Source organism: Pseudomonas sp. JDS08PS003 (assembly GCF_045013505.1).
Classification (GTDB): Bacteria; Pseudomonadota; Gammaproteobacteria; order Pseudomonadales; family Pseudomonadaceae; genus Aquipseudomonas; species Aquipseudomonas protegens_B.
Genome location: NZ_CP120724.1, coordinates 1,461,932 through 1,487,529, shown reverse-complemented (window position 1 = coordinate 1,487,529; position 25,598 = coordinate 1,461,932). Strand labels below are relative to the sequence as shown.

Annotated in this window: 30 protein-coding genes; 2 read left to right on the top strand and 28 right to left on the bottom strand. The window is 60.8% G+C overall.

Annotated features, from left to right (window positions below; genetic code table 11):
• Positions 1 to 29 precede the first annotated feature (29 nt).
• The 22 genes from P7C00_RS06705 to P7C00_RS06600 form a co-directional block, all read right to left on the bottom strand.
• Positions 30 to 284 carry a hypothetical protein gene (locus P7C00_RS06705; RefSeq protein WP_404938373.1) on the bottom strand — a complete coding sequence of 85 codons (255 nt, stop codon included), beginning with the start codon at positions 282 to 284 and terminating at the stop codon, positions 30 to 32.
• 29 nt (positions 285 to 313) lie between these two features.
• On the bottom strand, positions 314 to 664 hold the full coding sequence (locus P7C00_RS06700) for a phage tail assembly chaperone family protein, TAC (protein WP_404938371.1): 351 nt from the start codon (positions 662 to 664) through the stop codon (positions 314 to 316).
• Positions 665 to 672: 8 nt separating this feature from the next.
• Positions 673 to 1,164: a phage tail tube protein gene (locus P7C00_RS06695; protein ID WP_016964892.1), complete on the bottom strand. Its 492-nt coding sequence runs from the start codon at positions 1,162 to 1,164 to the stop codon at positions 673 to 675.
• Positions 1,165 to 1,255: 91 nt separating this feature from the next.
• Positions 1,256 to 1,447, bottom strand: coding sequence for a hypothetical protein (locus P7C00_RS06690; RefSeq protein WP_404938369.1), 192 nt, complete (start codon positions 1,445 to 1,447; stop codon positions 1,256 to 1,258).
• Positions 1,448 to 1,513: 66 nt separating this feature from the next.
• Positions 1,514 to 2,665, bottom strand: a complete 1,152-nt coding sequence (locus tag P7C00_RS06685; protein WP_404938367.1) for a glycosyl hydrolase family 18 protein — start codon at positions 2,663 to 2,665, stop codon at positions 1,514 to 1,516.
• 105 nt (positions 2,666 to 2,770) lie between these two features.
• A complete protein-coding gene (locus P7C00_RS06680; RefSeq protein WP_404938365.1) occupies positions 2,771 to 3,814 on the bottom strand; it encodes a phage late control D family protein in 1,044 nt (347 codons plus the stop codon).
• Positions 3,815 to 3,875: 61 nt separating this feature from the next.
• Positions 3,876 to 4,082 (bottom strand): tail protein X, encoded by a 207-nt coding sequence (locus tag P7C00_RS06675; protein WP_123473858.1) that lies wholly within the window; start codon positions 4,080 to 4,082, stop codon positions 3,876 to 3,878.
• Positions 4,057 to 4,902 (bottom strand): phage tail protein, encoded by an 846-nt coding sequence (locus P7C00_RS06670; protein ID WP_404938363.1) that lies wholly within the window; start codon positions 4,900 to 4,902, stop codon positions 4,057 to 4,059. Before P7C00_RS06670 ends, P7C00_RS06675 begins: the two co-directional genes overlap by 26 nt.
• Positions 4,903 to 4,911: 9 nt before the next feature.
• Positions 4,912 to 7,467: a phage tail tape measure protein gene (locus tag P7C00_RS06665; RefSeq protein ID WP_404938361.1), complete on the bottom strand. Its 2,556-nt coding sequence runs from the start codon at positions 7,465 to 7,467 to the stop codon at positions 4,912 to 4,914.
• Positions 7,468 to 7,608: 141 nt separating this feature from the next.
• On the bottom strand, positions 7,609 to 7,914 hold the full coding sequence (locus tag P7C00_RS06660; RefSeq protein WP_404938359.1) for a phage tail assembly protein: 306 nt from the start codon (positions 7,912 to 7,914) through the stop codon (positions 7,609 to 7,611).
• 12 nt (positions 7,915 to 7,926) lie between these two features.
• Positions 7,927 to 8,436, bottom strand: a complete 510-nt coding sequence (locus P7C00_RS06655) for a phage major tail tube protein (protein ID WP_123727684.1) — start codon at positions 8,434 to 8,436, stop codon at positions 7,927 to 7,929.
• Positions 8,437 to 8,448: 12 nt separating this feature from the next.
• The gene (locus tag P7C00_RS06650; RefSeq protein WP_404938357.1) at positions 8,449 to 9,615 is read right to left on the bottom strand and encodes a phage tail sheath subtilisin-like domain-containing protein; all 1,167 of its coding nucleotides are present in this window, start codon (positions 9,613 to 9,615) and stop codon (positions 8,449 to 8,451) included.
• Between the two features lie 101 nt (positions 9,616 to 9,716).
• Positions 9,717 to 10,145, bottom strand: coding sequence for a phage tail protein (locus P7C00_RS06645; RefSeq protein ID WP_404938355.1), 429 nt, complete (start codon positions 10,143 to 10,145; stop codon positions 9,717 to 9,719).
• Between the two features lie 11 nt (positions 10,146 to 10,156).
• The gene (locus P7C00_RS06640; protein WP_404938353.1) at positions 10,157 to 11,806 is read right to left on the bottom strand and encodes a phage tail protein; all 1,650 of its coding nucleotides are present in this window, start codon (positions 11,804 to 11,806) and stop codon (positions 10,157 to 10,159) included.
• Positions 11,803 to 12,408 carry a phage tail protein I gene (locus tag P7C00_RS06635; RefSeq protein ID WP_404938351.1) on the bottom strand — a complete coding sequence of 202 codons (606 nt, stop codon included), beginning with the start codon at positions 12,406 to 12,408 and terminating at the stop codon, positions 11,803 to 11,805. Before P7C00_RS06635 ends, P7C00_RS06640 begins: the two co-directional genes overlap by 4 nt.
• 1 nt (position 12,409) lies before the next feature.
• Positions 12,410 to 13,291 (bottom strand): baseplate J/gp47 family protein, encoded by an 882-nt coding sequence (locus P7C00_RS06630; protein WP_404938349.1) that lies wholly within the window; start codon positions 13,289 to 13,291, stop codon positions 12,410 to 12,412.
• The gene (locus P7C00_RS06625; protein ID WP_102861399.1) at positions 13,288 to 13,614 is read right to left on the bottom strand and encodes a GPW/gp25 family protein; all 327 of its coding nucleotides are present in this window, start codon (positions 13,612 to 13,614) and stop codon (positions 13,288 to 13,290) included. Before P7C00_RS06625 ends, P7C00_RS06630 begins: the two co-directional genes overlap by 4 nt.
• A 4-nt stretch (positions 13,615 to 13,618) precedes the next feature.
• Positions 13,619 to 13,822 (bottom strand): hypothetical protein, encoded by a 204-nt coding sequence (locus P7C00_RS06620; protein ID WP_123727678.1) that lies wholly within the window; start codon positions 13,820 to 13,822, stop codon positions 13,619 to 13,621.
• 88 nt (positions 13,823 to 13,910) lie between these two features.
• Positions 13,911 to 14,501, bottom strand: coding sequence for a phage baseplate assembly protein V (locus P7C00_RS06615; protein ID WP_404938347.1), 591 nt, complete (start codon positions 14,499 to 14,501; stop codon positions 13,911 to 13,913).
• A complete protein-coding gene (locus P7C00_RS06610) occupies positions 14,498 to 15,019 on the bottom strand; it encodes a hypothetical protein (RefSeq protein WP_346635909.1) in 522 nt (173 codons plus the stop codon). The genes P7C00_RS06615 and P7C00_RS06610 overlap by 4 nt, the downstream gene beginning before the upstream one ends.
• Positions 15,020 to 15,105: 86 nt before the next feature.
• Complete coding sequence (locus P7C00_RS06605) at positions 15,106 to 15,456, bottom strand: phage holin family protein (RefSeq protein WP_123727675.1); 351 nt, start codon at positions 15,454 to 15,456, stop codon at positions 15,106 to 15,108.
• A 517-nt stretch (positions 15,457 to 15,973) separates the two neighbouring features.
• A complete protein-coding gene (locus P7C00_RS06600; protein ID WP_123727674.1) occupies positions 15,974 to 16,720 on the bottom strand; it encodes an XRE family transcriptional regulator in 747 nt (248 codons plus the stop codon).
• Between the two features lie 186 nt (positions 16,721 to 16,906).
• On the opposite strand from P7C00_RS06600, the gene mutS reads away from it, so the two are divergent.
• Together mutS and fdxA are read left to right on the top strand one after the other, a co-directional pair.
• Positions 16,907 to 19,486 (top strand): DNA mismatch repair protein MutS, encoded by a 2,580-nt coding sequence (mutS, locus tag P7C00_RS06595; RefSeq protein ID WP_346635910.1) that lies wholly within the window; start codon positions 16,907 to 16,909, stop codon positions 19,484 to 19,486.
• Between the two features lie 142 nt (positions 19,487 to 19,628).
• On the top strand, positions 19,629 to 19,952 hold the full coding sequence (gene fdxA / locus P7C00_RS06590; protein ID WP_007908827.1) for a ferredoxin FdxA: 324 nt from the start codon (positions 19,629 to 19,631) through the stop codon (positions 19,950 to 19,952).
• Between the two features lie 516 nt (positions 19,953 to 20,468).
• Here fdxA and rpoS read toward each other — a convergent pair.
• From rpoS to ispF, 6 genes are all read right to left on the bottom strand, one after another.
• Positions 20,469 to 21,476: an RNA polymerase sigma factor RpoS gene (rpoS, locus tag P7C00_RS06585; protein WP_016964675.1), complete on the bottom strand. Its 1,008-nt coding sequence runs from the start codon at positions 21,474 to 21,476 to the stop codon at positions 20,469 to 20,471.
• 106 nt (positions 21,477 to 21,582) lie between these two features.
• Positions 21,583 to 22,443 carry a peptidoglycan DD-metalloendopeptidase family protein gene (locus tag P7C00_RS06580; protein WP_346635911.1) on the bottom strand — a complete coding sequence of 287 codons (861 nt, stop codon included), beginning with the start codon at positions 22,441 to 22,443 and terminating at the stop codon, positions 21,583 to 21,585.
• 211 nt (positions 22,444 to 22,654) lie between these two features.
• The gene (locus P7C00_RS06575) at positions 22,655 to 23,290 is read right to left on the bottom strand and encodes a protein-L-isoaspartate(D-aspartate) O-methyltransferase (protein WP_170001073.1); all 636 of its coding nucleotides are present in this window, start codon (positions 23,288 to 23,290) and stop codon (positions 22,655 to 22,657) included.
• A gap of 41 nt (positions 23,291 to 23,331) precedes the next feature.
• On the bottom strand, positions 23,332 to 24,081 hold the full coding sequence (surE, locus tag P7C00_RS06570) for a 5'/3'-nucleotidase SurE (protein ID WP_102861388.1): 750 nt from the start codon (positions 24,079 to 24,081) through the stop codon (positions 23,332 to 23,334).
• Positions 24,069 to 25,127 carry a tRNA pseudouridine(13) synthase TruD gene (truD, locus tag P7C00_RS06565; protein ID WP_346635912.1) on the bottom strand — a complete coding sequence of 353 codons (1,059 nt, stop codon included), beginning with the start codon at positions 25,125 to 25,127 and terminating at the stop codon, positions 24,069 to 24,071. Before truD ends, surE begins: the two co-directional genes overlap by 13 nt.
• Positions 25,124 to 25,597, bottom strand: a complete 474-nt coding sequence (ispF, locus tag P7C00_RS06560) for a 2-C-methyl-D-erythritol 2,4-cyclodiphosphate synthase (RefSeq protein WP_123727669.1) — start codon at positions 25,595 to 25,597, stop codon at positions 25,124 to 25,126. The genes truD and ispF overlap by 4 nt, the downstream gene beginning before the upstream one ends.
• Position 25,598: the final 1 nt, after the last annotated feature.

Genomic DNA, 25,598 nt, shown 5'->3' with positions numbered 1-25,598 from the left:
GAAACGGGTTTGGGGAAAGTGGCCTGAGGTCAGCGCCACTCGTTCATTGCACGTTCGAGTGACAACCCCAAACGTTGTTCGTGAGGCATGAAGTCCAGCAACTCCGCCATGCCTCCGCCCAGCCGGTGGGTCTGCAGCGCCACCAGGGCGCTGCCCGCCTCCAGCCGCCTACCGGTATGCAAGGAGCCATATCGGTCGATATAGCGCCCCCATGCCAGGGCTTCCTGGTAGGTCACGCGTTCCTTGGCTTCGGCAATGGTCCGGCCGCCGACTCCGTTCAGCACCAACTCGTGCCAGAACTCATCGGCGGCGGTCAGTTTTTTGCTGCGGCGCCACCGGTGCCATTGACCTCATTCACCGCATTGAGAATCAGGAACCCCAGGGACGGCTCCAGCCCGTAGGCATCGTCGTAGCTGAGGGCTTCCGAGCCGTCAGCGCCCAAGGCCACCGACGCGGCGATGTAGCGGGCATTACGGCTCAGCTCGCTGCCACTCTCGGCAAACAGGCGCTCGATAACCCCGAAAGACTGCCGGCGAACATGCAGGGTCAAGGTGTCGGTCACTTCCTTGCCAGTCTTGCTGTCAAGGTGAGTCCAGCTCACCTGTTTCTTCACGGGCAGGGCATCGACGATGCCGCCCTTGGCTTTCAGCTGCTTGAGGTTCATGGCGTGGCTCAGGCCTTCTTGATCCAGGTGGAACCGCCGGTGCGCTGAATGGTGACGGTGGTGGTCACTACAGCGTTCAGGGCGAAGTTGAACGGGAAGTCCGAGACGTAGCCGTCGAAGGCGAACCAGGTACGGGTGGTGGGCAGTTCGAAGTTGTCACCCTTGGTATTGAGGGTAGGGACTACACCCTTGCCATCGGACCAGCCGACGACCCATTTGACGCTGGTATCGCCATTGGCTTCGGACAGTTGGTGCAGGCGGATATGGCTGGCGTTGGCCGGGTCGGCGTTCAGCCCGAGACTGGCAGTGCCTGGAGTGCGCAGGCCCTTCTTGTAGCTGCGCTCTTCGGCGTTGAGGCTGGTGTCTTCGATCTGCTCGGCGGGTGCACCACCCGGGTCGAAGGAAGTGGCGTGCTCGATTTCCAGCACGGTGTAGGGGCCGCTACCGGAGACAGGCGGAACCAGGGCAAAGATTTGCGTACCTTGGGTAAGAATCGACATCAGGTGTTCTCCATCAAACAATAAAAAACCCGCGATGGCGGGCTGTGAGTGTTACTCGGGGGAGGAAGCTCAAGACGCTGGAACCCTTGGTTCAAGGGGCCGACGAGCCATCCAGATAAGGGGGAGCGTTGGGGTCTGGCTCGCGACTCTTGATCAAGTCCACCAGTGCCTGATTGCTCTGCGCCAGCAGGCGGATCGCGCTATTCAAGGCTACCTGGCCATCGGTCTGGGCCTGGAGCGCAGCGATCAGTCGATTGATCGCCGCAAGGTCTTCGTCATTCATGGGGCAGTACTCTCTATCCGTCGAACGTTACCCGGGGCAGTCCCGGAACTCTGGTACTGGCCTGGCTCACTCCCGCCCCGCCGACAACAGCTCAGCACCGGCCTTGAGCCCGGCCTGCAGCGCCGTCCAGAATTCGGCATTTTCATAGCCCATGGCCCAGACACTGGTACCGCCCAGCCCCAGCTTGGCGACCAATGCAGTCTTGGTCTTGATGCTCTTGGCATCGTCGTACCAGAGCACCGGTTGCGCCCGCTCCGGGGTCCATTCCACGCCATCGGCGAAGCGCTTGACCGGGCCCCAGGTGGCGTAAGGCGTTGCCGAAGCGGCGTCCAGATGGGTAGCGGCGCGATGCTCGGTAATCACTTCCTGGTAAGCCGACCAGTGCACCCGATTGCCAATGCTGTAGTCCTGACCATAAGCCGGGAGCCCCGCCAGGACCTTGCTCGGCGCGACTCGCGAAACGGCGTAGCTGAGCAGCGCCTGCTGCCAGTCGGCGCCCGACTCGGGGCCGGGCCAGACTTCATCGTGGAAACCGCCGCTGCTCCACCCAGGCCCGACCTGGTCATAGGTCATGACCTGGAAGTAATCCACCGCCGCGCCCAGGGCCTTGTAGTCGTAGCCTTGGAGGTATTCGGGCTCGCGGTCGCTGGATTTGGGCGGGATGCTGATGATCAGCTTCTTGTTGCTGGCATGCAGGGCGTTGCCCAGGGCTTTGACATAGGCGGAAAACGCCTTGGCATTCCTCGGCTCGACCTTTTCGAAATCCAGGTTGATACCGGCAAAACCGCCGTCCTTGGCCAGCGTCACCAGTTGCTTGATGCTGCCGGCACTCAAGGTCTTGTCGTTGACGATGGAGTGGGAAATGGCCGGGTCGAAATCACCAATGCCTTCGTTGTAGTCGGAGACGGTCGGATACAGCGGCAGGGACTTGGACTGGGCGAAGCGGATGATGTTTTCGGTGGTTTGGTTCATCCCCTCCTGATGCAACTGGCCGGTGACCGTCAGCCCGTAAGTACTGCCCAGACCGACGGCAGAAAGGTTGCGGTAGAACGTTTGCAGATTGCTGTAGGACGCTTCGACCTGGCCGTCGGTGTAGGCCAGAACAAAGGGCTCGGCATGGGCTGCGGTTGCCAGCAACAGGGTGCAGCCCGCGATCAATGCCTGAAAAAAATGCCGGATGCCTCGCTTCGAGGCCGGGCTGCTGATGCCTGGATTCATGAATACTCCTGCGGATTTTCCGCGTGGTTTGAAAGGAAGTGAATGCTGGATCGGGGACGATCCGAATGAGCCGCCCGCGAGGATGCTCGCGGCGCCGTTGAAGGGTTAAAGCTGCACCACTCTGAGTGGTTTTTTGGCGCTGTTTTTCTTGCCCTTGGCCTTGGCTTTGCCTTGCTTGCCGCCGTTACATTCGACCGTGGTGCTCCACCCGGACGGGTTGAACATCTGCTCCACCGAGTCCACCAGGTAGTGGCCATCCAGGCCGGGCTTGAAGCCCTGGGCATTGATCAGGCGCTCGGCGAACAGGTCGGTGCGCCCCGGCATCTCCAGGCGGACGTTGGCATTGCTGCGATTGAAAGCGGCCAAACGGGCACTGGCCGCCTGCTCGGCGGCGGACTTGTTCGGGTACAGGTGCCGATCGGTGTGTACTGCCGGCACGCTGTCCGGTGAGTCGCTGTTGCCCAGGTCGATCACCCTGAGCGTGCCACTCTTCTTGTCCTGATGCCGGGTCTGCACCGCCTTGTGGGTGCTGCTGTCACTCAGGCGGAACTGATAGCGGCTGACGTCGCTGCGGCTGAGCGTGACCACGCCCAGAGCCTTGCCGCTGGCACTCAACCCGGCCTGGCGGGGCAGCACCAGCAACTTGCCTTCGGCCACCTTGGCGGTGCAGTCGTACTGCCGGGCCAGGCGGGTGATGAAGTTGAAGTCGGACTCATTGAGCTGATCGATCCGCAGCACCTTGGTGGTGACTGGGCAGACGGGCGCCCAGCCGTTGCGGGCCGCCAGGTCGCGGACAATCTGCGCCAGCGCCACGTTCTCCCAACTACCGCTGCGGGTGGTCTTGCCGCTGCCGCGCATGTCGCTGGCCTTGCCGCGGATCTCGATCGAATCCGGCGGCCCGCTCACCACCACTTCATCCACCGTGTAGCGCCCCAGCCGGGTCAGTGTCTGGCCGGCGTAGCCGAGGAAGATTTCAATGCTGGCGCCACGACTGGGCAGCGCAACCGCCGAGTCGCGGTCATCAATACGCAGTTCAAACTCATCCGACTCCATTCCCGGTTTGTCCGAGGTGCGCAGCGTCAGCAGCCGGTCGTTGATCTGCGCCGTAATATCCCGGCCATCGGCCAGGATGCGAAAGACTGGGGTCATGCTCCGTGCTCCAGAAAATGAAGACCCCGTACACGACGGGGTCTGTTGATTGGATGCAAGGTCAGTCCCATAGCTGAACCATCGCCTCGGCCCGAATCGGCAGATCCGGCAACAGGATCAGTACCCCGGCCCGAAAGGGTTGTGGCTCATCGGCCAGGCCCTGGTTGGCGTCCAGCACCGCCTCGACGCTGCCATTGAGGTGTCCGTAATACTGATGACACAGGGTATCGAGCAGATCACCGTCAGAGGTTCTGCAGGTCGTTGCCATAGCTCACAAACTCCAGTGAAAAGCCTTGTTTGCGGGGAATGCCGCCTGCCAGCAGGTGGCTCTGGTCCTCGTCGATGCTGATGAGGCACCAGGTGCCCAGCACTTCGCCGTAGCCCGTGGTCAGGCTCAGGGGCTGCAAGCGCCGACCAATGCTGCGCAACGTCTGCAACTGGCCCAGCCCGCCCTTGAACCCGGGGTAGATCGTGCCTTTGAGGGAGATCTTGTCGTCGCCCTGCCCCACCGCCTGCTGCGCGATGCCGCGGCTCAAGCGCTCCTGGGCCGCCCAGCGAAAGCCGGTCTGGCGGCGCAGCTCATCGAAGGCCGCAGTGTCGAGGTTGAAGTAGAAAGGCTCGGCACCGGCCCCCAGGGGCTGCAGGATCAACAGGTGCGGGAAGGGTTTTACCGCCTCCGCCGCCGGGGTGTCCTGAGGCGCCAGCGCACCGGAAGGGAAGATGTTGCCCAGGGCTGGGCTGATTTGCCCGCCGATGCGGTTGATCGCCGCGCCGGCCTTGGCCACCTGTTCCTGCAAGGCGCCAAGACGCTGCTGCATCTGCCCCGCCACGGTCACGGCCTGGCTGTACTTGGCCGCGACTTCACCCACCGCCGACTGCGCCGCGCCGATGCTGCGCATCGTGCGTTGCAGCTTGGCGCCCAGCACCGGGCCGACCCTGGGCAGGTTCTCCAGCTCAGAAGCAGCGCCGGTGATATCGCTGATAGCGCCATTCATGGGGCCCAGCATCTCATCGGCGCTGCGCCGCCCCGCCTCTGCTGCCGCCACCAGGGACGTGAGCCCCGATTGCAGCTGTTCCATATAGGCCATGCCACCTCCTTAAACGTGTGCCGCGTCGAACAACTGACGACCGGCCGCCTGACGGCTGTATTCGTCGAACTGAAAGCGCAGATAGGGTTCCAGCTCCCGGGCCAGTTGCGCGGGATCTCTGACATCGCCCTGGACCGAGATCGACAGGTAAGGCGCGAAGCTGAACTGTTGTTCGATCGAAGGTGGCGCCGCCGATGTAAACGGCTCCGCCGGTTTGAGCAGCGAAGAGGTCGATGCCGACGGCGACGGGCTGGCCATCGAACGCACGGCCTGCCCCATCAGCGGAGGTGTCTGCCCCGGCTGGAAGGATTTGGCGATATCGCCCATGACCGGCGGGATGTTCTGCCCGGCGTTGCGCATCATCAGCGGACCGGCTGCAGGCATTTGCTTGAGCGAGTCGTCGGAGCCGAACATCTTTTTACCCAAGGCTCCACCAGCGGCCGAACCGCCCCAGGCGCCCAGTGCACCGCCCACCAGCCCACCAATAACAGTACCGATGACCGGCACCACGGAACCAATGGCGGCCCCTGCTGCTGCTCCGGCAGCGGCGCCTGCAAGATTGCCTGCCGCCTCGCCATAGCCTTCGGCTTTTTCATCCTGGGTCTTGGCATTCAGATAGGTGTCCGCAACCTGGAAACCGGCACCGAGCACCGAGAGAACCGCGCCGCCCTTGAGCAATGGTGCAAAACCCTTGGCCAAGGAGCCGGCACCTTTCATCGCAGCGCTGGACATGCCTGGCGCGGCCGCTCCTCTGGCCAGTCTCTCCAGACCACTGGGCGTCAGAGGGCTCTTGAACCTTTTGCCACCTGAGCTTCTGGAACGAGGCTCACCCCTGGGCGATCTGCGCCCGCCACGGCCCTGGCGGCGTTTTTTGTCCAAGCCGCAGTCAACCAAGGGCTCAAAACAGTCGATGCCCCCGGCGTTGCGGCCAGGCACTCGCTTCGCCACCTTGGGATCGATCTGCAACCCACCCCGCAAGACATTCAGCAGGCCCTTGCCCATGGTGTAGACGGCCATCAGCTTTTTCACCGCGACATAAGCGGCGCCCAGGGCGGTCACCCCCAGCACCAATGACGGGGCCTTCTCCGCCAGTTCGGTCAGCTTGCCGACCACCACCGTGATGCTTTGGGCCACCAGATCCGTGGCCGGGCGCAGGGCCTCTCCCACCGCACGCATGCCATCGTCGACCGCCTGCTCGCTCTCCTTCCACAATTGCGCGGAGGCTTGTCGACGCTCGGCCAGGTTCTTGGCGAGAACCCCCGAAGCGCTCAACGAATCCTTCTTCACTTGCTCGTACTGCTGACGGCCCTGGGTCTGGGCCAACAAGGCCGCCTTGATCTGCATATCGGTGAACAGATCACCGGTACGCAGGGACTCTTCCAAAGCCTCGAGCATGGCCTTGGCCTTCGCCGGGTCGGTTTCCTTGCTGATCTGCGCCTGAGCCTCGGCCATCTTCGCCGCCTTGGCCGGGTCGATGGCCCTGACGTAACGCATGGCCAGGGCAAAGCTCGCCTCCAGGCTCGACATGCCCTTCTGGATACCGGTATTCAGCGAAGCCTGGTAATCAATGCCGGCGTCTTCATAAGCCTTGACCGCCTCACTGGAACCGATTTTGTCTATCCAGTTCTGCAATTGGCCCGCGGCCTCATCAGCACTGCCAGCGGTGTTCATCTGCACTTGCAGCATCGACCCCAACTGACTCACCGCATCCATACCGGTGAGTCCTTCCCGGCTCGCGCTCTTGAGCAGTGCCGGGAGCAGGCGCGCCATGTCGGCCGCCTCGAAGTTGCCCGCCTGCCCCTGCAGGGCGATGGCTTCCAGGGCCTGTTCCATGACCCTGGGGTCGCTGATTCCGGCTTTCAACTCCAGGGCCCGCATCAGTTTCGCCGTGTCATCGACACTCGCGCCCTGCCCCACCGCGAACTTGGCGGCCAGCCCTGCGTAGCCTTGCGCCTTGGCCAGTGACATGCCGCTGGCAGTCATCTGGCTCACCAGAGCGGCCACCTCGTTGCGGGCCATTCCCGTGTCACGCGAGGTCTGAATGACCGTGCGGCTCAGTTGCGCTTCCTGAGGCTGGTTGGCCACACCGGCCTTGATCGCGATATCACGGATCAGTGCCTGATAATCGGCACTGATCTTGACCGGGATGGCCAGCTTGCCGATCCCGTCCTTGGCCAAGCCATAAGCCGCCTTGAAGTCGGCTTTGCCCTGGCCGATCTGCTGGTGCCCCCGGGCCTGCAGAGCAGAGCCCCGGGCCACATTACCCAGCGCCTCATATTCCTGACGCAGCTTGTGCACCTGAACACCTTGCTGGCGCAGCCCCTCCCGGCTCTTCTCCAACCGACGCAACAGCCCGGCTGCCGAGGAATCGCCCGTGTCATGGGCCTTTTTCCATTCCTTCTGCAGGCGCAGGGTCTGGCCGATGGTCTTTTCCAGCACCCTGGCCTTACTGCCCTGCTGCTCCAGCTGCTTGATCCGGCCTTCCACCGTCTTGAAGGCGGCGTCCCACGTCGAACTGAGGGCTGTACCAATCACCACCGCCCCCGATACCCGCTTGCTCGCCATCTGTTTCTCCTGCTCCTTGGGTGACGGGCTCAATCCGTGAGCCACCAGACCATGTCGGAAAAGCCCATGGTCATGATTTCCTCGGCGGAAAAATGCAGCTCGCTGGCGAGCCGCTTTGCCGCCATTTTCATCACCGCAGGATCAAAGCTCGTCGTCTTGCACCAGGCGAAAATAGCCGGCCTGCAGGCGCTGATAGTCCTTGAGCGCCATGCTCTCCAGGTCCTTGGTGCTGATTTGCGCGAGGCTGGCAAACAGCATCAGCTCGCGCTGTTCATCGTCACCAACGCCGGCGGCACTGGCGGCGCGCACATCACGCACCGTCGGCGCACGCAGGGTGAGCTTGTCGCAGACCACGCCGTTCATCTCCACCGGTTTGCTCAGCGCCACCATCACGCTGTCGCTGCTCAGGGTCATCCAGCTCGGGGTCTTGTCGATTGCTTGAGACATGGGGTGTCTTCCTTACAGGCCCAGGGCCGAACGTTGGGCGGCGAGCTGGTCGACGCCGTTGATCACGCGCTTCATGCCCAGGGCATCAATCTCGTAGATCAGTCGACCGTCGACTTCGAGCTTGTAGTAAGTCAGGGCCACGTTGTGCTTGATCTCGGCCTTGTCGCCGGATTTCCAGTCGCCCATGTCGACCTCCTTGAGCATGCCGCGCAGGGTGACGATCACCGGAGTGACCTTGCCCTTGAGCCCTTTGAACGCCCCACGGAACACACCGTTGAAACCGCTGCTATCGGCCAGGCCGAAGAGCTTCAGCGACTCACGGCGCACGCCGGTGGTGGTGAAGCCGGCTTCCTGTTTCTCCATGCCCATGTCCAGTTCCACCGGCACATCCATGCCGCCGACTCGATGCTCCTCGGTCTTGAGGGTCAACTTGGGCAGGGTCAGGCTCGGCACGTCGCCTTGAAAGCTGATGCCATCGACGAACAGGTTCATGTTCGCCAGGGTTTCGGGAATCATTGCCATTGCTGCGGCTCCTTAAGCGGCTTGGTCGAGGACTTCGGTCAACCACTGGTTGGTGACCTCGACCCGGAAGTGGGGGTTTTCGGCGGGAGGTACGTCGGTAAAGCGGATGTTCCAGTACACCTTGCCCTGCTCCAGCTGGCTGGCAGTGTTGAGTTCGGTGTCGGCGTAGACCTCGAAATTGATGATCGCGCCCTGGTTCTTCAGATCACGCATGAACGCCTGCAGGCCCTCGGTGACGTCCTTGACGTAAGTCGCGGTGATCGAGCGGTCCACTGCCCATTTGTGGCCGAAGAGAATGGCGTCCATGACGATGTCCATGGTCCGCACCCGGGTGACGAAGGCCCACTTCGGATCGCTGGACAGCGTGCGGTTGCCCCACAGGCGGAAGCCCGCGTCACGAATGACGGTGGTGATATTGGCGTTGTTCAGCAGGTTGGCGCGGCAGGTTTCATCGCCGTCGAGGAACTCGATCGGCCGCTTGGTGCCGGTGATGCCGACGAACTCCTTGTTCGACGGCGAGGCCCAGAAGCCGTACTCGTTGTCGGTCCAGGCGAACAGACCGGCGACCCAGGCCGAGGCCGGCGCATCGACGGTGGCATTGGCGCCGTTGTCCCAGTGCTGAACACCCGGGTCGACCATATAGGCGCGCTTGGCGCCGAAATTCTTGGCATAGGCCATGGCCGCTTCGTCGGTGGTGTTGGGGCCATCGAGAATGGCCAGGCCACGCAGCTTGTCAGCCAGGGCCACCAGGGCAGTACCGACCGCCTGGGTCGCGCTGTGCTTGGGGGTGACCAGCAAACGTGGCTGGGCGTTGAAACGGCTCTTGCCGTCCAGCAGCGCCTGCAGGCCGGTGCGCTTACCGTCGGCCAGCACCCCGCCGATGATCGCCGAAGTCTGCTCGGCCGCGTCGGTCATCTTGGCCACGCCACAAGCGACGATCACCGCCTTGGCCCGCTGGTAGATGGCCTGGCAGGCCTTGGTGATGGCCGCATCCGGCCCCCAGGCGGCAATGGCCTCGCGCTCGTTGGTGATCAGCAGCAGGTCATTGACCTTGGCAGCGGCGGTCGGGCCTTCGGTGAAGGTGTCCACCAGGCCAATGATCGAAGACGACGGCAGCGAAATCGTCCGCGTGCCGGTGTCGACGTTAGTCACGGTAACGCCGTGGAAAAAACCACTCATGGATAAACTCCAGACATGAAAAAGCCCCGGGTGAAGGGGGCTGTAAGGGATGTTTGATTAATGGGGAGCGGAAAGGAAAACGCCCCGGCGGTGCGGGGCGTTTATGGGGTTTGTTCGGCGATCCAGGATGGAGGTGCTGGGCGGAGTTCGGTTTGTGGAAAGTCCAGGGATTGGGGCCAGTTGCGTAGCGATTGCATGTACACAAGCAGCTCCTTGAACTGCTCACCTGTCAGCGTCGTAGGGGCTTCAATTTCCAATTGATCCCGATGCCGCTCGCGCAGCCACATGACAGATGCCAGCTCTGCATCGCGCCATATCCGTTCTTCTACAGAAAGATCACGCTCAACAAATGGCGCATCTACAAGATAAGGCAGGCCCCGTTCATCGTGCGCACGGACCTTGCCGGGAGCCGGATTGCCAATAACTGCCAAATACAGAGCATCAGAGATTTCTACCGCGTCTTCTGGAATTGATACGTGTAAACCAGGGACATAAGTCGTTTGAGTCGTCTTGCTATATAGCCTGTCCATATCACCCCTTATCAGTAGCCGAAGGCCAGCCAGCGAACAGGGATTCCGTTCGCCATATTTGTGCCGTTGTTGCTATCGGTTCGCCAGCGCGCGCCAGTGGTAGACACAGAGTCAAATGCAACAATTGGAATACCGCTTGCTGCGAGATCAAGCCCACTATTGGCGTTGTTCGCTGCTGACGAGCCTATGATTGAAAGCACACTTGTCGGGAAAGCGAAGGGAAAAGCGAAGTTACCAAACGGGCCTGTTCTGCCGCCGGTGGTAATGATCACCCCCCACTGAATAACCAACCCGCCTAGCCAGAATGGCAAAAAGACTCCACCATTTTGCGCGAACGAGATAGAGAAGCCCCACCGTAGCTTCTTCGGCGTTACCATCACTGAATCATCAGTACCAGCATTCACCTGAGTCTGGGTTCCGACTTTCGCGGTCCCCTGATTGTTCTCAGTCGCATGAGCTGCAAGCGGGGCCAAAACCGCAACGTCGATATTTCCCTGATTGACAGGCGCGCTCCACGCCTTGATGCACCACATCACCGCAAGGTTGCGGGGGCGAGTATCGCCACTCCCAGAGGAAACGTTAGGGCCTGTGTTCAGCCACGAATCTTCACCGGAGGGAGTGAAAACCGCACTAGTGACCGTGTTGCAGCTAGGAACACCAATGGCTGATACCCCAAACGGCCAAAAGTCTGCGCCCCTGGCGGCCTGGACTATCGTGCTGGAGGCTGTGTCGTTGACGCCCGTGACATGGTAGTGGCCTTCGGTTGATTGCCCTTGGTTGCTCCCAAGGGCTCGTCCCGCATCGACCCCACGCCCATGGTCCCAGCCACGTAAAAATTCTCCTCGTGACTCTGGCAGGCGGAAATTGCCCGCGCCTTCATCGCCCTTGTTGAATGCCGTGCCGAGGTACGCGGCAAGATCTGGATAGACGGCAATCCGTTGCACGCTGCCATCGATCTCCAGAAAACCTGACGGCACGCTGGTCTGGGGAAACGCCACCATTGATCCCACCGGCAGCGACGAGGCTTGAGCCAACATCGATTCGATCTCTGCCTTGGTGTAGGTATCCTTGATACCCATTCCGGCCAGCGTTGACGGATTGTCGCCTGACACCACAATCCCTTGGTTGTTAACCTTGAGCCTCGTGAACTCGCCGGGTTTCTTGTCTTTGGGTAGCGAACGCACGACTGCATTGTCGACATACTCACGAGTGGCCAGCACCACCGCCGGATCGATCTTCAGCACAATCTGCGCGGTGCTGGTCACGATGAAATTCATGCGGATGACTTGAGTCTTGCCGGTGCCCTGAACCAGCAGGGGCTTGAAGCTCGGTGCGCAGTTGGCCAGCGCCACCAGATCGCCGTCGGCATCGAACAGGCCGATCTCACGAATCCAGCGCCCGCCAACATCAGGCGGGATCACTTGTTCGGTGATGATGATGTTGGGGTTGGCCGGGTCGGTGCGCACCTGGTTGACCGGGGCGCGGCGCCATTCGTTGATCAGCTTGGTCTGCGCCTTGTTCGGGATGGGGTCGGTGCTGTTGGCATCGCCGACCGCCATTTCCTTGAAGGTCCAGGGCGTGCCCAGGGCCGTGGCGTTGGCCTGTTTCGCCTCGCCCACCGCCGTGAGAATGGCAAAGAACTGACTGTTGGAATCAATCATGAGTACACATCCAGGGTGTCTGTTTCATCAATACACATGACCTGGCCATAACGGCCGGTCACTTCGATATCGCGGGGTGTCGGGGGGTAAACGTCGATGTCTTCGCCCTGATATTCATAGGCGCCAAGACCAATCACTCCGGAGCTTTCCAGGCTGATGGCCAGGCCAGTCATGTGCCGGCTGACAGGCCTGGCGTCGTCGATCAGCCGGGTCAGCTCCTGGTACATTTCCTCAGTGATACCGGTGTCCAGAACGCCGACTTTCAGGGCAAAGGTGGCCGGTTCGCCTTCAGGGACCGTCTGCCACCATTCGACCACTTCGATCAGGTAGCCCAGCGGTTCCACCACCCGGCGCAGTGCACCGATGGTGCCTTTGCGAGCGTGGATGAAGTACGAGGCACGAATGGCGTTGCGCTTGACCGTCTCGGACCAGCGCGGGTCCCAGCGATCCACCGACCAGGCCCAGGCCAACTGCGGTAACAGATGCACCGGGCAGGTCGACGGGTTGTACAGGGTGCGCAGCATGATGGCGGTATCGCCTGTGCTGGCCGCCTCGAGGGCGCGCTCCAGCGGCGTGCTATTGATCGGCAGTAGGCGGGTCATCTCAGCTCCCCAGCGTGACGCTGTAACCGGTGCAATACGCCGCTTGAGCCTTGGTCGGGGTGAGGTCTTGCCAACCCGCCAGATCGACCCGAGCCACGCCGGCCACATGCAATTGCGCATCAATGGCCGAACGGGCCACCTCGATGCCCAGGCGCCGGCGTGGGTTGACCCAGGTGGCCAGCTTGCGCTCGGCTTCAGCCAGGGCAGCGTCACCTTCCGGGCCGGAGCCCTTCATGTGCAGCACCGCGTCGATGCGATACGGCAAGACCTGGGCACTCTGAACCGTGACCCGGTCCCCCAGCGGTCGCACGTCTTCATCGTTGAGGGCTGCGGTAACCGTCGCCAGCAAGTCAGGACTGGCCGCGCCATTGCCTTCCAGGCTCAACACCGTGACCGTCACCCGCGCCGGCGACGGGCTTTCGGCCTCGGCGTCTGCTACCAGCGCGGAAGCGTTGCGGGCATGCAGAATGTAGCTGTTGCGCGGCCCGGCGGTGGTCAGGCCCTCGTAGGCCAACTGCACCCGCTCGCGCAGCGCATCATCCGCCTCCTTGACCTCTGCCAACGGCGGTACCGCCTGCGGGTCTGCGGGCTGGATCACCAAGCGCTGCAGTTTGACGTTGGCCGCCAGGTGATCCAGGTCGGTGCCCTTGGCATGGGCCAGCAACAGCGCCTTGGCCGCATCGTTGACCCGGGCCCGCAGCTGCATATCGCCATAAGCCGACAGCTCCAGCAGTTTGCTGACTGGATCGCTTTCAAGACTGGCCGTCCAGTTGTCGCCCATGTGCCGGCGAAAGGTGTCCAGCTTGCCTTGGTACAAGGCCTCAAAATCCAGGGCCTCAAGCACCTGCGGCGCCGGCAGCGCCGACAAGTCCAACGTACTCATGCCGTCACCTCCAAAACCGCGCTATCGCCCAGGTACTGGCCGGTCAGTTGAAAGCTGATCTGACCTCCCACTACCGCAACCACCCTGACCCGCTCCAGCTTCAGCCGGGGCTCCCAGCGCAACAGCGCTCGGGCCACTTCGGCCTGCACCGCACTTTTCCAGCCGCCAGTTACCGGCAAGTCGACGTAACGGCGCAGGTTGCTGCCGTACTCCGGGCGCATCCGCCGACTGCCCAGCGGCGTGGTCAGGATGTCTTCGATGGACTGCCGCACATGTTCGATGCCGGACAGCGACAGGCCGGTACGGCGATCCATTCCGATCATCACATCACTCCTGCACTTGCAGATCCGGGTGGGTGTTCAGGTAGTCCAGGGCGGCAAGATCGCCGGCCTTTACCGACAACTGCCCCTGGGCTACCAGCAACTGGCGACCATCCGGCAGGATCAACAGACGTGAGGTGTACAAGGTGTCGCGAAACACCACAGTGCCGGTGCCCGCAGGGCGACCGGGAGTTTTCTTAGGGGTGGCCATAGGCTTCTCCGGGTACAAAAAACCGCTCTGGGCGGGTGGATGGGGTGTTCGGTGAGAGAGGAGTCGTGAGGGCGACGACCCGCGAGGATCACTGCGGTGTTGCAGTTGAACCGGGACCCGGCATCACACCCGGGTGGGTATGGGTCGAACCGACATTGACCCCGTTGTGCTTCAAGCTCCCACCGTTGATTTGCACATCGCCATTCAAGGTGATTGCACCCGTCAGGGTGATGCTGTCGGCCTTGCCGGTCAGGGCGCTGTCAGTCACCACCGCCGAGCTGCCGCCGACCTGAATGGTCACCGTGCCGCTGGGCAGGCTGATGCTGTAACTCTTGGCCTGCCAGTCATAGATCAGCGAACCACCATCCTCGAAACGCCAGACCTCAACGTGATCACGGTTGTCCGGCTGGGGACCGGCATTGCCATACAGACCGGGGACAAAAGTGCCCTGGGCCGGCTCGCCGCTGGGGCTGATCAGCACGCCCTGCTCACCCAGGCTCGGTGCTCGCCAGTGTCGGGCCTTGCCCGCGGCCTGGCTGTGCCAGCGCACCCAGGCGCTGGTCCAGCCGGCGCCATCGGAAACCCGCACCAGTCCGGCAGCCAGATCCACGCCGACCACGCTGCAAGGCAGGATCAGGCCGGCAATCATGCGGTCGTGGGTTGCAGACACGTAACTCACGCCATGTGCTCCGGCGACTGGTAGCCGCCCTCGTGACCGGGGCCGGTATCGGGGCTGAACCCCAACACCAGCGTGCCAGGTGGTTGATTCGGCCAGGACCATTGCTCTTGGCCAAGGTAGATAAGCTGCTGCCACTGCACGATCCACTCGGCCCGGTAAGCCGATTCCGCAACCGTGCCGGCAGGCTTGGCCCACACCGCCGTTGCGCCTTCGACAAACTCCAGATCCCACTGCTGGCAACGCAGCAGCTCGATTAACTGAGCCGCCAGAATGGCCGCCTGCAACGGCGCCTGGGCAAGTTCGGGATCAACCCGCAACCGGGCCTCCAAGGTGGCACGCATGCAGCAGCGGCCGTCACCCGGGTCGGCGGCCTGGTCCAGCGCCGTGACGGCAAAGTAGAGCGCCGGCTCAGTGGCGTCCTGAAGCGCCTTGGGGAATGCCTCAACCGTATGCAGATGGGGCATCGCCAGCTTGATCGTGGACGTGATGGCGTCTTTTAGCTGGGTCAGTTCGTTCATTGTCTAGTTCCAGAATAAGGTCGAAGCGGCCCGGCCATTGAGGGCTGGGCCGGTGGACCTTGTTGAGAGCCGGAGCCGATCAGGGTTCAAGGCTGATCCGAATGCGAATCCCGGGAAGGCGGTTCGCAAATCCCGATGCGCTTGGCCGCCCAACGCTCATAGAGGCCGATGGCGACGTCGGCGCCGGCCATGGCGGTCAGACAGCCAAAGGCGCAGGCGGTCCAGATCGAGACGCCGGCGGCATACAGCAGCATGATCGCCGAGACCCCGCAGACCACGCAGGCTCCGGAGCGCAGCGCCAGGCGCCGCAGCAGCGACCAGCCACGGGCGCCCTCCTTGTCGGCGCGCCACATTTCGCCGGAAACGCCACCGACCAGCGCCAGGACGATGACCAGCCAGATCGGCATGTCCAGCAACGCTTGTTGCTCGTTTGTCATTCACGTCTCCCGTGCGGATTGAGGCCAGCGAGATGGCCAGTTGATAGAAGGCTGATAACGATGTTTCAAGGGGTCCCTGTCTGTTGGTGGCCCACGTTAGGCAGGCATTCCAAAAAGCCCGGTCGCCCGGGCTTTTCAGTAATGCAAACCTTGGTCTTTCGGCACTACTGGTGCGGTACGGACCCATTCAAATTGTTCCTCCGACCGCGACCCTGTCCGCCGGATAACTGCTTCTGGTGCTTTACGCTGCACACCCGGGTCAGTTGCCAACCCTCTGAACCGTCGAGGCCGGTTCATCGCTGCCTTTGCTTTGCCACTAAAGAGCGTCGTTGCAGCCGTTGTTGAACGGCTTGAGATGGATAATATGCATTCATGCATATGCAGTCAATGCATTACCGCATTTATTTATGCGCAAGAATTGCGCGAGCGCATGGAGCCCGCATAAATGCAGGTCGGGGGATTTTTCGAGGACGAAAAAAAGCCCGCTCAGTGGCGGGCTTTGTCTGACGGTGATGGCTTAGCGGGCGTACATGCCCCACCAGAAGACGTGACCGAGGATGCTGATCTGCTCCTCCTGGATCTCCTGGAAGCTGTAGTCCTCATCCGGATGCTCATCGCGGTTGAAGCTGCGCAGGCGAATCCCGGTGGGCAGGCGATACAGCTGCTTCACTCGCAGTTGGCCATTGTGGTTGATCGCGTACAGGTCGCCATCGACGATATCGCCGATGGCGCACTTACCGGCATTGACCCCGACCGTGGCGCCATCGCGCAGCACCGGCAACATACTGTTGCCCCGCACCGTGACGCACTTGGCCTGGTCGAACTGCACGCCGTTGTGCCGCAGGCTGCGCTTGCCGAACCGCAGGCTGGCGCGCTCGCTCTCCTCGATGACGAATCTTCCTGATCCAGCAGCCAATTCAACCTCACGCAGAAAAGGAACCGACACCTCGTCGTCATCGACAGGGGTATCGTCGTCCCACAGGCTTATGTCCTTGAGTTCCGAATGAATCTCGTCACGGGGCGCAGCAGCCCGAGCTGGCGCGATATTCACGCGTCCGCGCAATTGGTCGGTGCTCACCTGGAAGTATTCGGCAATCCGCGAGATGTGTTTATCCGAAGGATCGACGATCTTCCCGCTGAGAATCCGCGAGAGGGTGGATTGAGGCACACCGGTCCGACGGTGAAGCTCCGTAGGGGAGATTCCGTCGCGATCCAGCAGCTCTCTTAAGACGGTAGAAACATTGCGTATTTGCATAGAACGCATATTGCTCGAACTTTTAGTCAATGACAAATGCTGTTTTGCATATTTGTGCTGCATTTACCGGACAAACACAGTAGTGCCTTGGTGTCTGCGAGGCCAGGGCACCCATGGTAACCTTGCCGCCATCTGCAAAAAGCCGAGCCCAGCGCTCCTTTGCTTCACCCATTCAATGAATCCGCCTAAATACCAATGAGTAAAAATACCTCCGATCTGTCCTCCCACACGCCGATGATGCAGCAGTACTGGCGCCTCAAGAACCAGCACCCTGATCAGTTGATGTTCTACCGCATGGGCGACTTCTACGAGATCTTCTACGAAGACGCGAAGAAGGCCGCCAAGCTGCTGGATATCACCCTGACGGCGCGCGGACAGTCGGCGGGGCAGGCGATTCCCATGTGTGGCATTCCCTACCACGCCGCCGAAGGTTACCTGGCCAAGCTGGTCAAGCTCGGCGAGTCGGTGGTCATCTGCGAGCAAGTGGGTGACCCGGCCACCAGCAAAGGCCCTGTCGAACGTCAGGTGGTACGCATCATCACCCCGGGCACTGTCAGTGACGAAGCCTTGCTGGACGAGCGCCGCGACAACCTGATCGCGGCCGTGCTGGGCGATGAGCGCCTGTTCGGCCTGGCGGTGCTGGATATCACCAGCGGCAATTTCAGCGTCCTGGAAATCAAGGGCTGGGAGAATTTGCTGGCGGAGCTGGAACGCATCAATCCAGTGGAGCTGCTGATCCCCGACGACTGGCCACAAGGCCTGCCGGCGGAAAAACGCCGGGGTGTCCGACGTCGCGCTCCCTGGGACTTTGAGCGCGACTCGGCCCACAAGAGCCTCTGCCAGCAATTCTCCACCCAGGACCTCAAGGGCTTTGGTTGCGAGACCCTGACCTTGGCCATCGGCGCTGCCGGATGCCTGTTGAGCTACGCCAAGGAAACCCAGCGCACCGCCCTGCCCCACTTGCGCAGCCTGCGGCACGAACGCCTGGACGACACGGTGGTGCTGGACGGTGCCAGTCGCCGTAACCTGGAGCTGGACACCAACCTGGCCGGCGGACGCGACAACACCCTGCAATCGGTGGTCGATCGCTGCCAGACCGCTATGGGCAGCCGCCTTCTGACTCGCTGGCTGAACCGCCCGCTGCGGGATCTCAAGGTCTTGCAGGCGCGTCAGTCCTCGATCACCTGCCTGCTGGATGGCTACCGTTTCGAACGGCTGCAGCCGCAGTTGAAGGAAATCGGCGATATCGAACGGATTCTCGCGCGAATCGGCTTGCGCAATGCCCGTCCGCGGGACCTGGCTCGCTTGCGTGATGCCCTGGCCGCGCTGCCGGAGCTGCAAGAAGCCATGACTGAACTGGAGGCGGACCACCTCAAGCAACTGGCAGCCACCACCAGCACCTACCCGGAGCTGGCAGCGCTGCTGGCCAAGGCGATCATCGACAACCCGCCGGCGGTGATCCGCGACGGCGGCGTGCTCAAGACCGGCTACGACGCCGAGCTCGACGAACTGCAATCCTTGAGCGAGAACGCCGGGCAGTTCCTGATCGACCTGGAAGCCCGGGAAAAAGCCCGTACCGGTCTGGCCAACCTCAAGGTCGGCTACAACCGTATTCATGGCTACTTCATCGAGCTGCCAAGCAAGCAAGCCGAACAGGCACCGGCGGATTACATTCGTCGTCAGACCCTGAAGGGCGCCGAACGCTTCATCACTCCAGAACTCAAGGAGTTTGAAGACAAGGCGCTATCGGCCAAGAGCCGTGCCCTGGCCCGGGAAAAGATGCTCTACGACGCGTTGCTGGAAACCCTGATCAGCCACCTGCCGCCGCTGCAGGACACTGCCGGCGCCCTGGCCGAGCTGGACGTGCTCAGCAACCTGGCCGAGCGCGCGCTGAATCTGGACCTCAATTGCCCGCGTTTTGTCAGCGAACCTTGCATGCGCATCACCCAGGGCCGTCACCCGGTGGTGGAGCAAGTACTGACCACGCCTTTTGTGGCCAACGACCTGAACCTGGACGACAACACCCGGATGCTGGTGATCACCGGTCCGAACATGGGCGGTAAATCCACCTATATGCGCCAGACTGCGTTGATCGTACTGCTGGCCCATATCGGCAGTTTTGTCCCGGCGGCGAGCTGTGAGCTGTCCCTGGTGGATCGGATCTTTACCCGGATCGGCTCCAGCGACGACCTGGCCGGAGGTCGCTCGACCTTCATGGTGGAAATGAGTGAAACCGCGAACATCCTGCACAACGCCACTGAACGCAGCCTGGTGCTGATGGACGAAGTGGGTCGTGGCACCAGTACTTTTGACGGACTGTCCCTGGCCTGGGCTGCGGCAGAACGTCTCGCCCACCTGCGGGCCTACACCCTGTTCGCCACCCACTATTTTGAACTGACCGTACTGCCGGAAAGCGAGCCGCTGGTGGCGAACGTGCACCTCAATGCCACTGAACACAACGAGCGTATCGTCTTCCTGCACCATGTGTTGCCCGGCCCTGCCAGCCAGAGCTATGGCCTGGCGGTAGCCCAGCTGGCGGGGGTTCCCAGCGCTGTCATCACCCGCGCCAGGGAGCACTTGAGCCGTCTGGAAACCACCAGTTTGCCCCATGAAGTGGCGCCTCCAGCGCCGGGTAAAACCTCGGTTCCCCAGCAAAGCGACATGTTTGCCAGCCTGCCGCACCCAGTCCTCGATGAACTGGCCAAACTGGATCTGGATGACCTGACGCCACGCCGGGCACTGGAAATGCTCTATACATTGAAGACACGCATCTAACGCGAACGCCTTCAAGCTGTTAGAATCTCGCGCGGTTTGGGATGCTGCGGACTATTAGCCTGGTTCGCAGACTATCGCTCCCAAACCTGGCGACCCCGTCATGTAGGGGCTCCGCTGCCGCCGCCTGAGGAGAGAATTAGAAATGACCTTCGTCGTCACCGACAACTGCATCAAGTGCAAGTACACCGACTGCGTAGAAGTCTGTCCGGTGGACTGCTTTTACGAAGGGCCGAACTTCCTGGTGATTCACCCGGATGAGTGCATCGACTGCGCGCTGTGCGAGCCTGAGTGCCCGGCTGTAGCCATTTTCTCCGAGGATGAAGTCCCGGAAGAGATGCAGGAGTTCATTCAGCTGAACGTCGAGCTGGCAGAGATCTGGCCGAACATCACTGAAAAGAAAGAATCGTTGCCGGATGCCGAAGAGTGGGATGGCGTCAAAGGCAAGATCAAAGACCTCGAACGCTGATTGCCCCCGCGTTCCTGAAAAGGCCCCTTGCGGGCCTTTTTGTATTTCTGGGAACGGGGTTCTTGCACTCGGGACTTTTCGACAGGCAAAAAAAGGGGCGGTATGACCCGCCCACATTTTTCCCTAGTCCCTGTGTTCCTTTTCATCGTCCTGATGAATCGCTTCCTGCGATGTCCTGACCATCGTCCTTGATGGCTGTGTCTATCCGTCGACACAGGGCTGATATTAGAGAGTTCCCAGGTAAGAGCAATCGCACTATTCCCGTAAAAACTTGTCGGACACGAATAACTAAATTAAAAAACACCTTATAAATCAACAATATAAAAAACAGCCTAGAGTATTTTAGGCAAGTCTGAAGCAACCGAGAACCGAACACTTACGAAAACGTAATCTATTGCTTACACGCAAGTTAAGAGTAATCCCAACCCTGAGCAGAATCCGAGAACTCAGAGTCAAAACAATCACCCAATAAAAAGCCCCGAATAAATCGGGGCTCTTACGGATCAGTTCCAGACGTTACTGAAATAACGACTCACTGGACAATCCATTCTTTTCAAGGATCTCCCGCAGGCGCTTGAGGCCTTCAACCTGGATTTGTCGAACCCGCTCACGGGTCAGACCAATCTCCAGGCCGACATCCTCAAGAGTGCTGCTCTCATGACCTCGCAGGCCAAAGCGGCGAACCACCACTTCACGCTGCTTTTCGGTCAGTTCGGAAAGCCATTGATCGATGCTTTGCGACAGATCATCGTCCTGCAGCAGTTCACAAGGATCCGTCGGACGATCGTCAGTCAGGGTATCCAGCAGGGTTTTATCCGAATCCGGTCCCAGCGAGACATCAACCGAAGAAACCCGCTCATTCAGACCGAGCATGCGTTTGACTTCAGCCACCGGCTTCTCCAGCAGGTTGGCGATTTCTTCGGGAGAGGGTTCATGATCGAGTTTTTGCGTCAACTCACGGGCGGCGCGCAAGTAGACGTTGAGCTCTTTGACCACATGAATCGGCAACCGGATGGTCCGGGTCTGATTCATGATCGCCCGTTCGATGGTCTGGCGAATCCACCAGGTGGCGTAGGTCGAAAAGCGGAAGCCGCGTTCCGGGTCGAACTTCTCCACTGCCCGGATCAGGCCGAGGTTGCCCTCTTCGATCAGGTCCAGCAGCGACAACCCACGATTGACATAGCGCCGGGCGATTTTCACCACCAGTCGCAAGTTGCTTTCAATCATGCGCTTGCGCCCGGCTGGGTCGCCACTCTGCGACAAACGCGCAAAGTGCACTTCCTCTTCGGGAGAGAGCAATGGAGAAAAGCCGATTTCATTGAGGTACAACTGCGTCGCATCGAGCGCACGCGTGTAATCAATGTACTTGTGTTGCTTAAGTGAAGCGGAGCTTTTGGATTTGGCGCGAACGGAAGGTGGAGTTGCCCCCTCATTATTCGACATCGAATCCATATCGATACTGCTCTCCATAAGGAGAACCTCATCGTCGATGTCAAACTCCGGCACTTCTTTACTGAGAGCCATTGTTATAGTCCTTTGGTGAGTTCGACCTCAGGCTCAAGCGGCGCCTATATCCCTGGCAACGCTGGAGCCTGTTCCCTCTACGTGAGCGGAACAGGCTGGTAACGGATCAACGACGTGGCAGGAATTGCAGCGGATCTACAGGTTTACCTTGTCGGCGAATCTCAAAGTGCAGTTTCACCCGGTCTGTACCAGTTGATCCCATCTCGGCAATTGTCTGTCCGACTTTGACCTGCTGTCCCTCCCGAACCAATAGCTTGCGGTTGTGGCCGTAAGCACTGACGTAGGTTTCGTTGTGTTTGATGATGACTAATTCGCCGTAGCCCCTTAAGCCACTCCCGGCGTAAACCACCGTCCCATCAGACGCAGCTAAAACAGGCTGTCCCAAATCTCCGGCGATATCAATGCCTTTATTCAAACTACCGTTTGAAGAAAATTTTCCAATCAAAACACCGTTGGAAGGCCAGCCCCAGCCCGTCGGAGCAGGCCCCGCAGGCGCAACCGGAGCGGGCGCCGGCTTGCTTGCAGGAGGCGTTGCAGCACTTGTTGCCGGGGCAATGACAGCCCCCGCCGGACGACGAATAACCGTGGTTTTGCTGGAGGACGAGGCACCGGACTGGGTGCTGGTAACCACAGTTGTCGGCGCAGTACCCGTGCGACCATCAAAGCGAATGGTTTGCCCCGGATGGATGGTATAGGGCTCGGCAATATTGTTACGCGCTGCCAGCGCCTTGTAATCCCAGCCGTAGCGAAACGCGATGGAGAACAGTGTATCCCCACGACGTACTACATATTGTCCCGTGGTCACGGTAGGGCGCTGAGGCGCCGCGTTATTACTGCGTTCAACCACACCCACACTGCTGGACTTGGTGCTGGAGCAGCCGACCAACAAGGAACTCAAGACAAGGCCAATCATCAGTCGCTGAAAGCTTGTTATACCCATACGCTGCGCAATGACTGTGAGACTCACCCGCCGCTCCCTTTATGGTGGTTGACGATATTAATTACCTGGCTCAGGCATGAAATGACGCAAGTATAACTGGAGGCCGGCGTTTTATTGCTGGCAAAGCGCAACACACAGTCGCAAGAGATTGCCATTGATCGCCGTCCCACTCATTGACGATCAATACGGCACTAAGACACAGCCAAGCAGACAGAATTCACCCAGGGTCGATAAATGCTCAGGCCAATGGCCCATTGAGCAAAGGCACAAACCGTACCGCGCCCAGGACATGTCGGGCAAAGCCATGTTCTTCACGAATGATCAGCATCAACTGCTGCACTTCTCCGGCACCCACAGGAATCACCAGGCGCCCACCAGGCGCCAGTTGATCCAGCAGTGCCTGAGGAATATCGGTGGCAACGGCGGTGACGATGATGCCGTTGTAAGGCGCCAACGCTGGCCAGCCCTCCCAGCCATCGCCCCAGCGGAACACCACATTACGCAGGTTCAGTTCCTGCAGGCGCTCCTTGGCCCGATCCTGCAGGACCTTGATCCGCTCTACCGAAAACACCCTCTCCACCAACTGCGACAGCACCGCCGTCTGGTAGCCGGAGCCGGTACCGATCTCCAGCACTTTGTCCAGCGGACCTGCCGCCAGCAGCAGCTCGCTCATGCGAGCCACCATATAAGGCTGGGAGATAGTCTGGTTATGGCCGATGGGCAGTGCCGTGTCTTCATAGGCACGGTGAGCCAGAGCTTCATCAACGAAGAGATGCCGTGGCGTGCGACGAATGACCTCCAATACCTGGGGATTGGACAGGCCCTCATCGTAAAGCCGTTGGATCAGGCGCTCGCGGGTACGCTGGGAAGTCATGCCGATTCCCCGTCGCAGCAAATCGTCTTGCTCACGAGCCATCAGCGCAGCCCCTCCAACCAGCCGTCCAGACTCCTGAACGCTTCATTGAAGGTGCGATCCAACTGCAACGGCGTGATCGACACATAACCTTGCATGACCGCGTGAAAGTCAGTACCCGGACCACCATCTTCGGCGTCCCCTGCGGCGGCAATCCAGTAACCCGACTTGCCACGGGGATCGACGACCTTCATGGGTGCCGCCGCGCGCGCGCGATGGCCCAGGCGGGTCAGTTGTATGCCACGGATATGATCAAGCGGCAGGTTGGGAATATTCACGTTCAACACCGTCCGTGGTGGCAAATCCAGCAAGCCCTGAGCCTGCACCAGCTTGCGCGCGAAATGGGCTGCGGTGGCGAGGTTTTCTACCTGCCGCGACACCAGCGAAAAGGCAATCGCCGGGCGCTGCAGGAAACGGCCTTCAAGCGCAGCGGCGACCGTTCCGGAATACAGCACGTCATCACCCAGGTTGGCCCCCAGATTGATCCCCGACACCACCATGTCCGGCTCATGCTCCAACAGGCCATTAAGCCCCAGGTGAACACAGTCGGTCGGTGTGCCGTTGATGCTGATGAAGCCATTGCCGAGGGTATGCGGATGCAACGGACGGTCGAGCGTCAGCGAACTGCTGGCGCCGCTTTTGTCTTGATCCGGTGCGATAACCACACACTCGGCGTAATCCGCCAGCGCAGCATGCAGCGCAGCGATACCGGGTGCAGTTACCCCATCATCGTTAGAAATCAGAATACGCATGAGCTGTCCGTCTGCCCCACCGGCACCAGATCGACGAGTTCACGCACCAATGCGGTGGCGAAACACCCGGCCGGCAGGACGAATTCCAGTTGCAGAATGTCAGGCTCGGGATAATGCCACGTCAAACCGCCAATGGGCAGCCGCAGAATGCGTCGTTCATGGCTCATGCCGGCTTTTATCAACCAATCGCACAGTGCCGACTCAGCGCCTGCAAGCTCTTGCTCGCGATCATGGGTTGCACCAGCCGCAGGAGACTCGCCCTCGCCCCACAAAGGGCCAGTGGGATGCAAGTCGAGAATCGCCAGGCGCGGGTCCGAGCATTCGGCCTGCCCGGCCATGAAAAAGCTGCGACTGTCGGTAAACGCCAGCAGATCACCCACTTGCGCCTGCTGCCAGCTGCCGTCCGCCACTCGCGCCGCCAGCACCTGATTGAACAGGTAGCTACGGGCCGTGGACAACAACCGCGAACGCACATTGCGCTGCTCCGGCAGGGCCTGACGGGACGCCCAGTCACGGGCATCCACCAGATTGCCACCGCCATGACCGAAACGCTGAGCCCCGAAGTAGTTGGGGATCCCCTGCTGGGCGATCCGTTTCAAACGCTCATCGATAGCCGCCTGATCCGCCTTGAGCTCTGTCAAACGCAGGGTAAAACCATTGGCCGCATGGGCACCACGCTGCAATTTGCGCTTGTGGCGGGTGGCCTTGAGGATTTTCAGGGTGTGGTTTTCCGCGGCGCCAAGATCGGGATCGGCCTTACCGGGCAACTGCACACTAAACCACTGACGAGTCAGCGCCTGTCGATCCTTGAGCCCGGCGTAACTGACGGTGCGCAATGGCACACCGGCCGCCTTGGCGATCCGGCGTGCCGCCTCCTCGGTGTTCAAGCCACGCTTTTCCACCCACAGCCACAGGTGCTCGCCCTCACCGCTCAGCGGGATATCCAGCACCTCATCGACTTGAAAGTCTTCGGCAGTAGCTTTGAGTACGGCGCTGCCCAAGGCCTCGCCATAGGCCCGCGGGCCTAACAGTTGCAGTTCATTCATGGGCGCAGCAACAAGGCCACGGAATGCACCGCAATACCTTCCTCGCGGCCAACGAAACCGAGTTTTTCGGTGGTGGTTGCCTTCACGTTCACTTGATCCAGTTCGACTTGCAGGTCCTCGGCGATCAAGGCCCGCATGGTTTCGATATGAGGCGCCATCTTCGGTGCCTGGGCGACGATGGTATTGTCGACGTTGCCGATCCTCCAGCCCTTGGCATGGATCAACGCGACAACGTGACGCAGCAGAACACGGCTGTCGGCACCTTTGAATTGCGGATCGGTGTCCGGAAAATGCTTGCCGATATCCCCTAGCGCCGCGGCGCCCAGCAGGGCATCACTGAGTGCATGCAACAACACGTCACCGTCAGAATGGGCGAGCAACCCAGAATGATGGGCGATACGCACACCACCCAAAGTGATGAAGTCGCCTTCAGCGAAACGGTGCACATCGTAGCCGTGGCCAATACGCATA

Bases quoted from the DNA above. Each gene is read 5' to 3' on its own strand.
- P7C00_RS06685 (WP_404938367.1), bottom strand. From the start codon at position 2,665: ATGAATCCAGGCATCAGCAGCCCGGCCTCGAAGCGAGGCATCCGGCAT.
- P7C00_RS06675 (WP_123473858.1), bottom strand. From the start codon at position 4,082: ATGGCAACGACCTGCAGAACCTCTGACGGTGATCTGCTCGATACCCTG.
- P7C00_RS06690 (WP_404938369.1), bottom strand. From the start codon at position 1,447: ATGAATGACGAAGACCTTGCGGCGATCAATCGACTGATCGCTGCGCTC.
- P7C00_RS06650 (WP_404938357.1), bottom strand. From the start codon at position 9,615: ATGAGTGGTTTTTTCCACGGCGTTACCGTGACTAACGTCGACACCGGC.
- P7C00_RS06640 (WP_404938353.1), bottom strand. From the start codon at position 11,806: ATGATTGATTCCAACAGTCAGTTCTTTGCCATTCTCACGGCGGTGGGC.
- truD (WP_346635912.1), bottom strand. From the start codon at position 25,127: ATGAATGAACTGCAACTGTTAGGCCCGCGGGCCTATGGCGAGGCCTTG.
- P7C00_RS06605 (WP_123727675.1), bottom strand. From the start codon at position 15,456: ATGACAAACGAGCAACAAGCGTTGCTGGACATGCCGATCTGGCTGGTC.
- P7C00_RS06660 (WP_404938359.1), bottom strand. From the start codon at position 7,914: ATGTCTCAAGCAATCGACAAGACCCCGAGCTGGATGACCCTGAGCAGC.
- P7C00_RS06680 (WP_404938365.1), bottom strand. From the start codon at position 3,814: ATGACCCCAGTCTTTCGCATCCTGGCCGATGGCCGGGATATTACGGCG.
- P7C00_RS06635 (WP_404938351.1), bottom strand. From the start codon at position 12,408: ATGACCCGCCTACTGCCGATCAATAGCACGCCGCTGGAGCGCGCCCTC.
- surE (WP_102861388.1), bottom strand. From the start codon at position 24,081: ATGCGTATTCTGATTTCTAACGATGATGGGGTAACTGCACCCGGTATC.
- fdxA (WP_007908827.1), top strand. From the start codon at position 19,629: ATGACCTTCGTCGTCACCGACAACTGCATCAAGTGCAAGTACACCGAC.
- P7C00_RS06665 (WP_404938361.1), bottom strand. From the start codon at position 7,467: ATGGCGAGCAAGCGGGTATCGGGGGCGGTGGTGATTGGTACAGCCCTC.
- P7C00_RS06625 (WP_102861399.1), bottom strand. From the start codon at position 13,614: ATGATCGGAATGGATCGCCGTACCGGCCTGTCGCTGTCCGGCATCGAA.
- P7C00_RS06700 (WP_404938371.1), bottom strand. From the start codon at position 664: ATGAACCTCAAGCAGCTGAAAGCCAAGGGCGGCATCGTCGATGCCCTG.
- P7C00_RS06610 (WP_346635909.1), bottom strand. From the start codon at position 15,019: ATGAACGAACTGACCCAGCTAAAAGACGCCATCACGTCCACGATCAAG.
- P7C00_RS06695 (WP_016964892.1), bottom strand. From the start codon at position 1,164: ATGTCGATTCTTACCCAAGGTACGCAAATCTTTGCCCTGGTTCCGCCT.
- P7C00_RS06600 (WP_123727674.1), bottom strand. From the start codon at position 16,720: ATGCGTTCTATGCAAATACGCAATGTTTCTACCGTCTTAAGAGAGCTG.
- mutS (WP_346635910.1), top strand. From the start codon at position 16,907: ATGAGTAAAAATACCTCCGATCTGTCCTCCCACACGCCGATGATGCAG.
- P7C00_RS06655 (WP_123727684.1), bottom strand. From the start codon at position 8,436: ATGGCAATGATTCCCGAAACCCTGGCGAACATGAACCTGTTCGTCGAT.
- P7C00_RS06645 (WP_404938355.1), bottom strand. From the start codon at position 10,145: ATGGACAGGCTATATAGCAAGACGACTCAAACGACTTATGTCCCTGGT.
- P7C00_RS06630 (WP_404938349.1), bottom strand. From the start codon at position 13,291: ATGAGTACGTTGGACTTGTCGGCGCTGCCGGCGCCGCAGGTGCTTGAG.
- rpoS (WP_016964675.1), bottom strand. From the start codon at position 21,476: ATGGCTCTCAGTAAAGAAGTGCCGGAGTTTGACATCGACGATGAGGTT.
- P7C00_RS06670 (WP_404938363.1), bottom strand. From the start codon at position 4,902: ATGGCCTATATGGAACAGCTGCAATCGGGGCTCACGTCCCTGGTGGCG.
- ispF (WP_123727669.1), bottom strand. From the start codon at position 25,597: ATGCGTATTGGCCACGGCTACGATGTGCACCGTTTCGCTGAAGGCGAC.
- P7C00_RS06575 (WP_170001073.1), bottom strand. From the start codon at position 23,290: ATGACTTCCCAGCGTACCCGCGAGCGCCTGATCCAACGGCTTTACGAT.
- P7C00_RS06620 (WP_123727678.1), bottom strand. From the start codon at position 13,822: ATGGCCACCCCTAAGAAAACTCCCGGTCGCCCTGCGGGCACCGGCACT.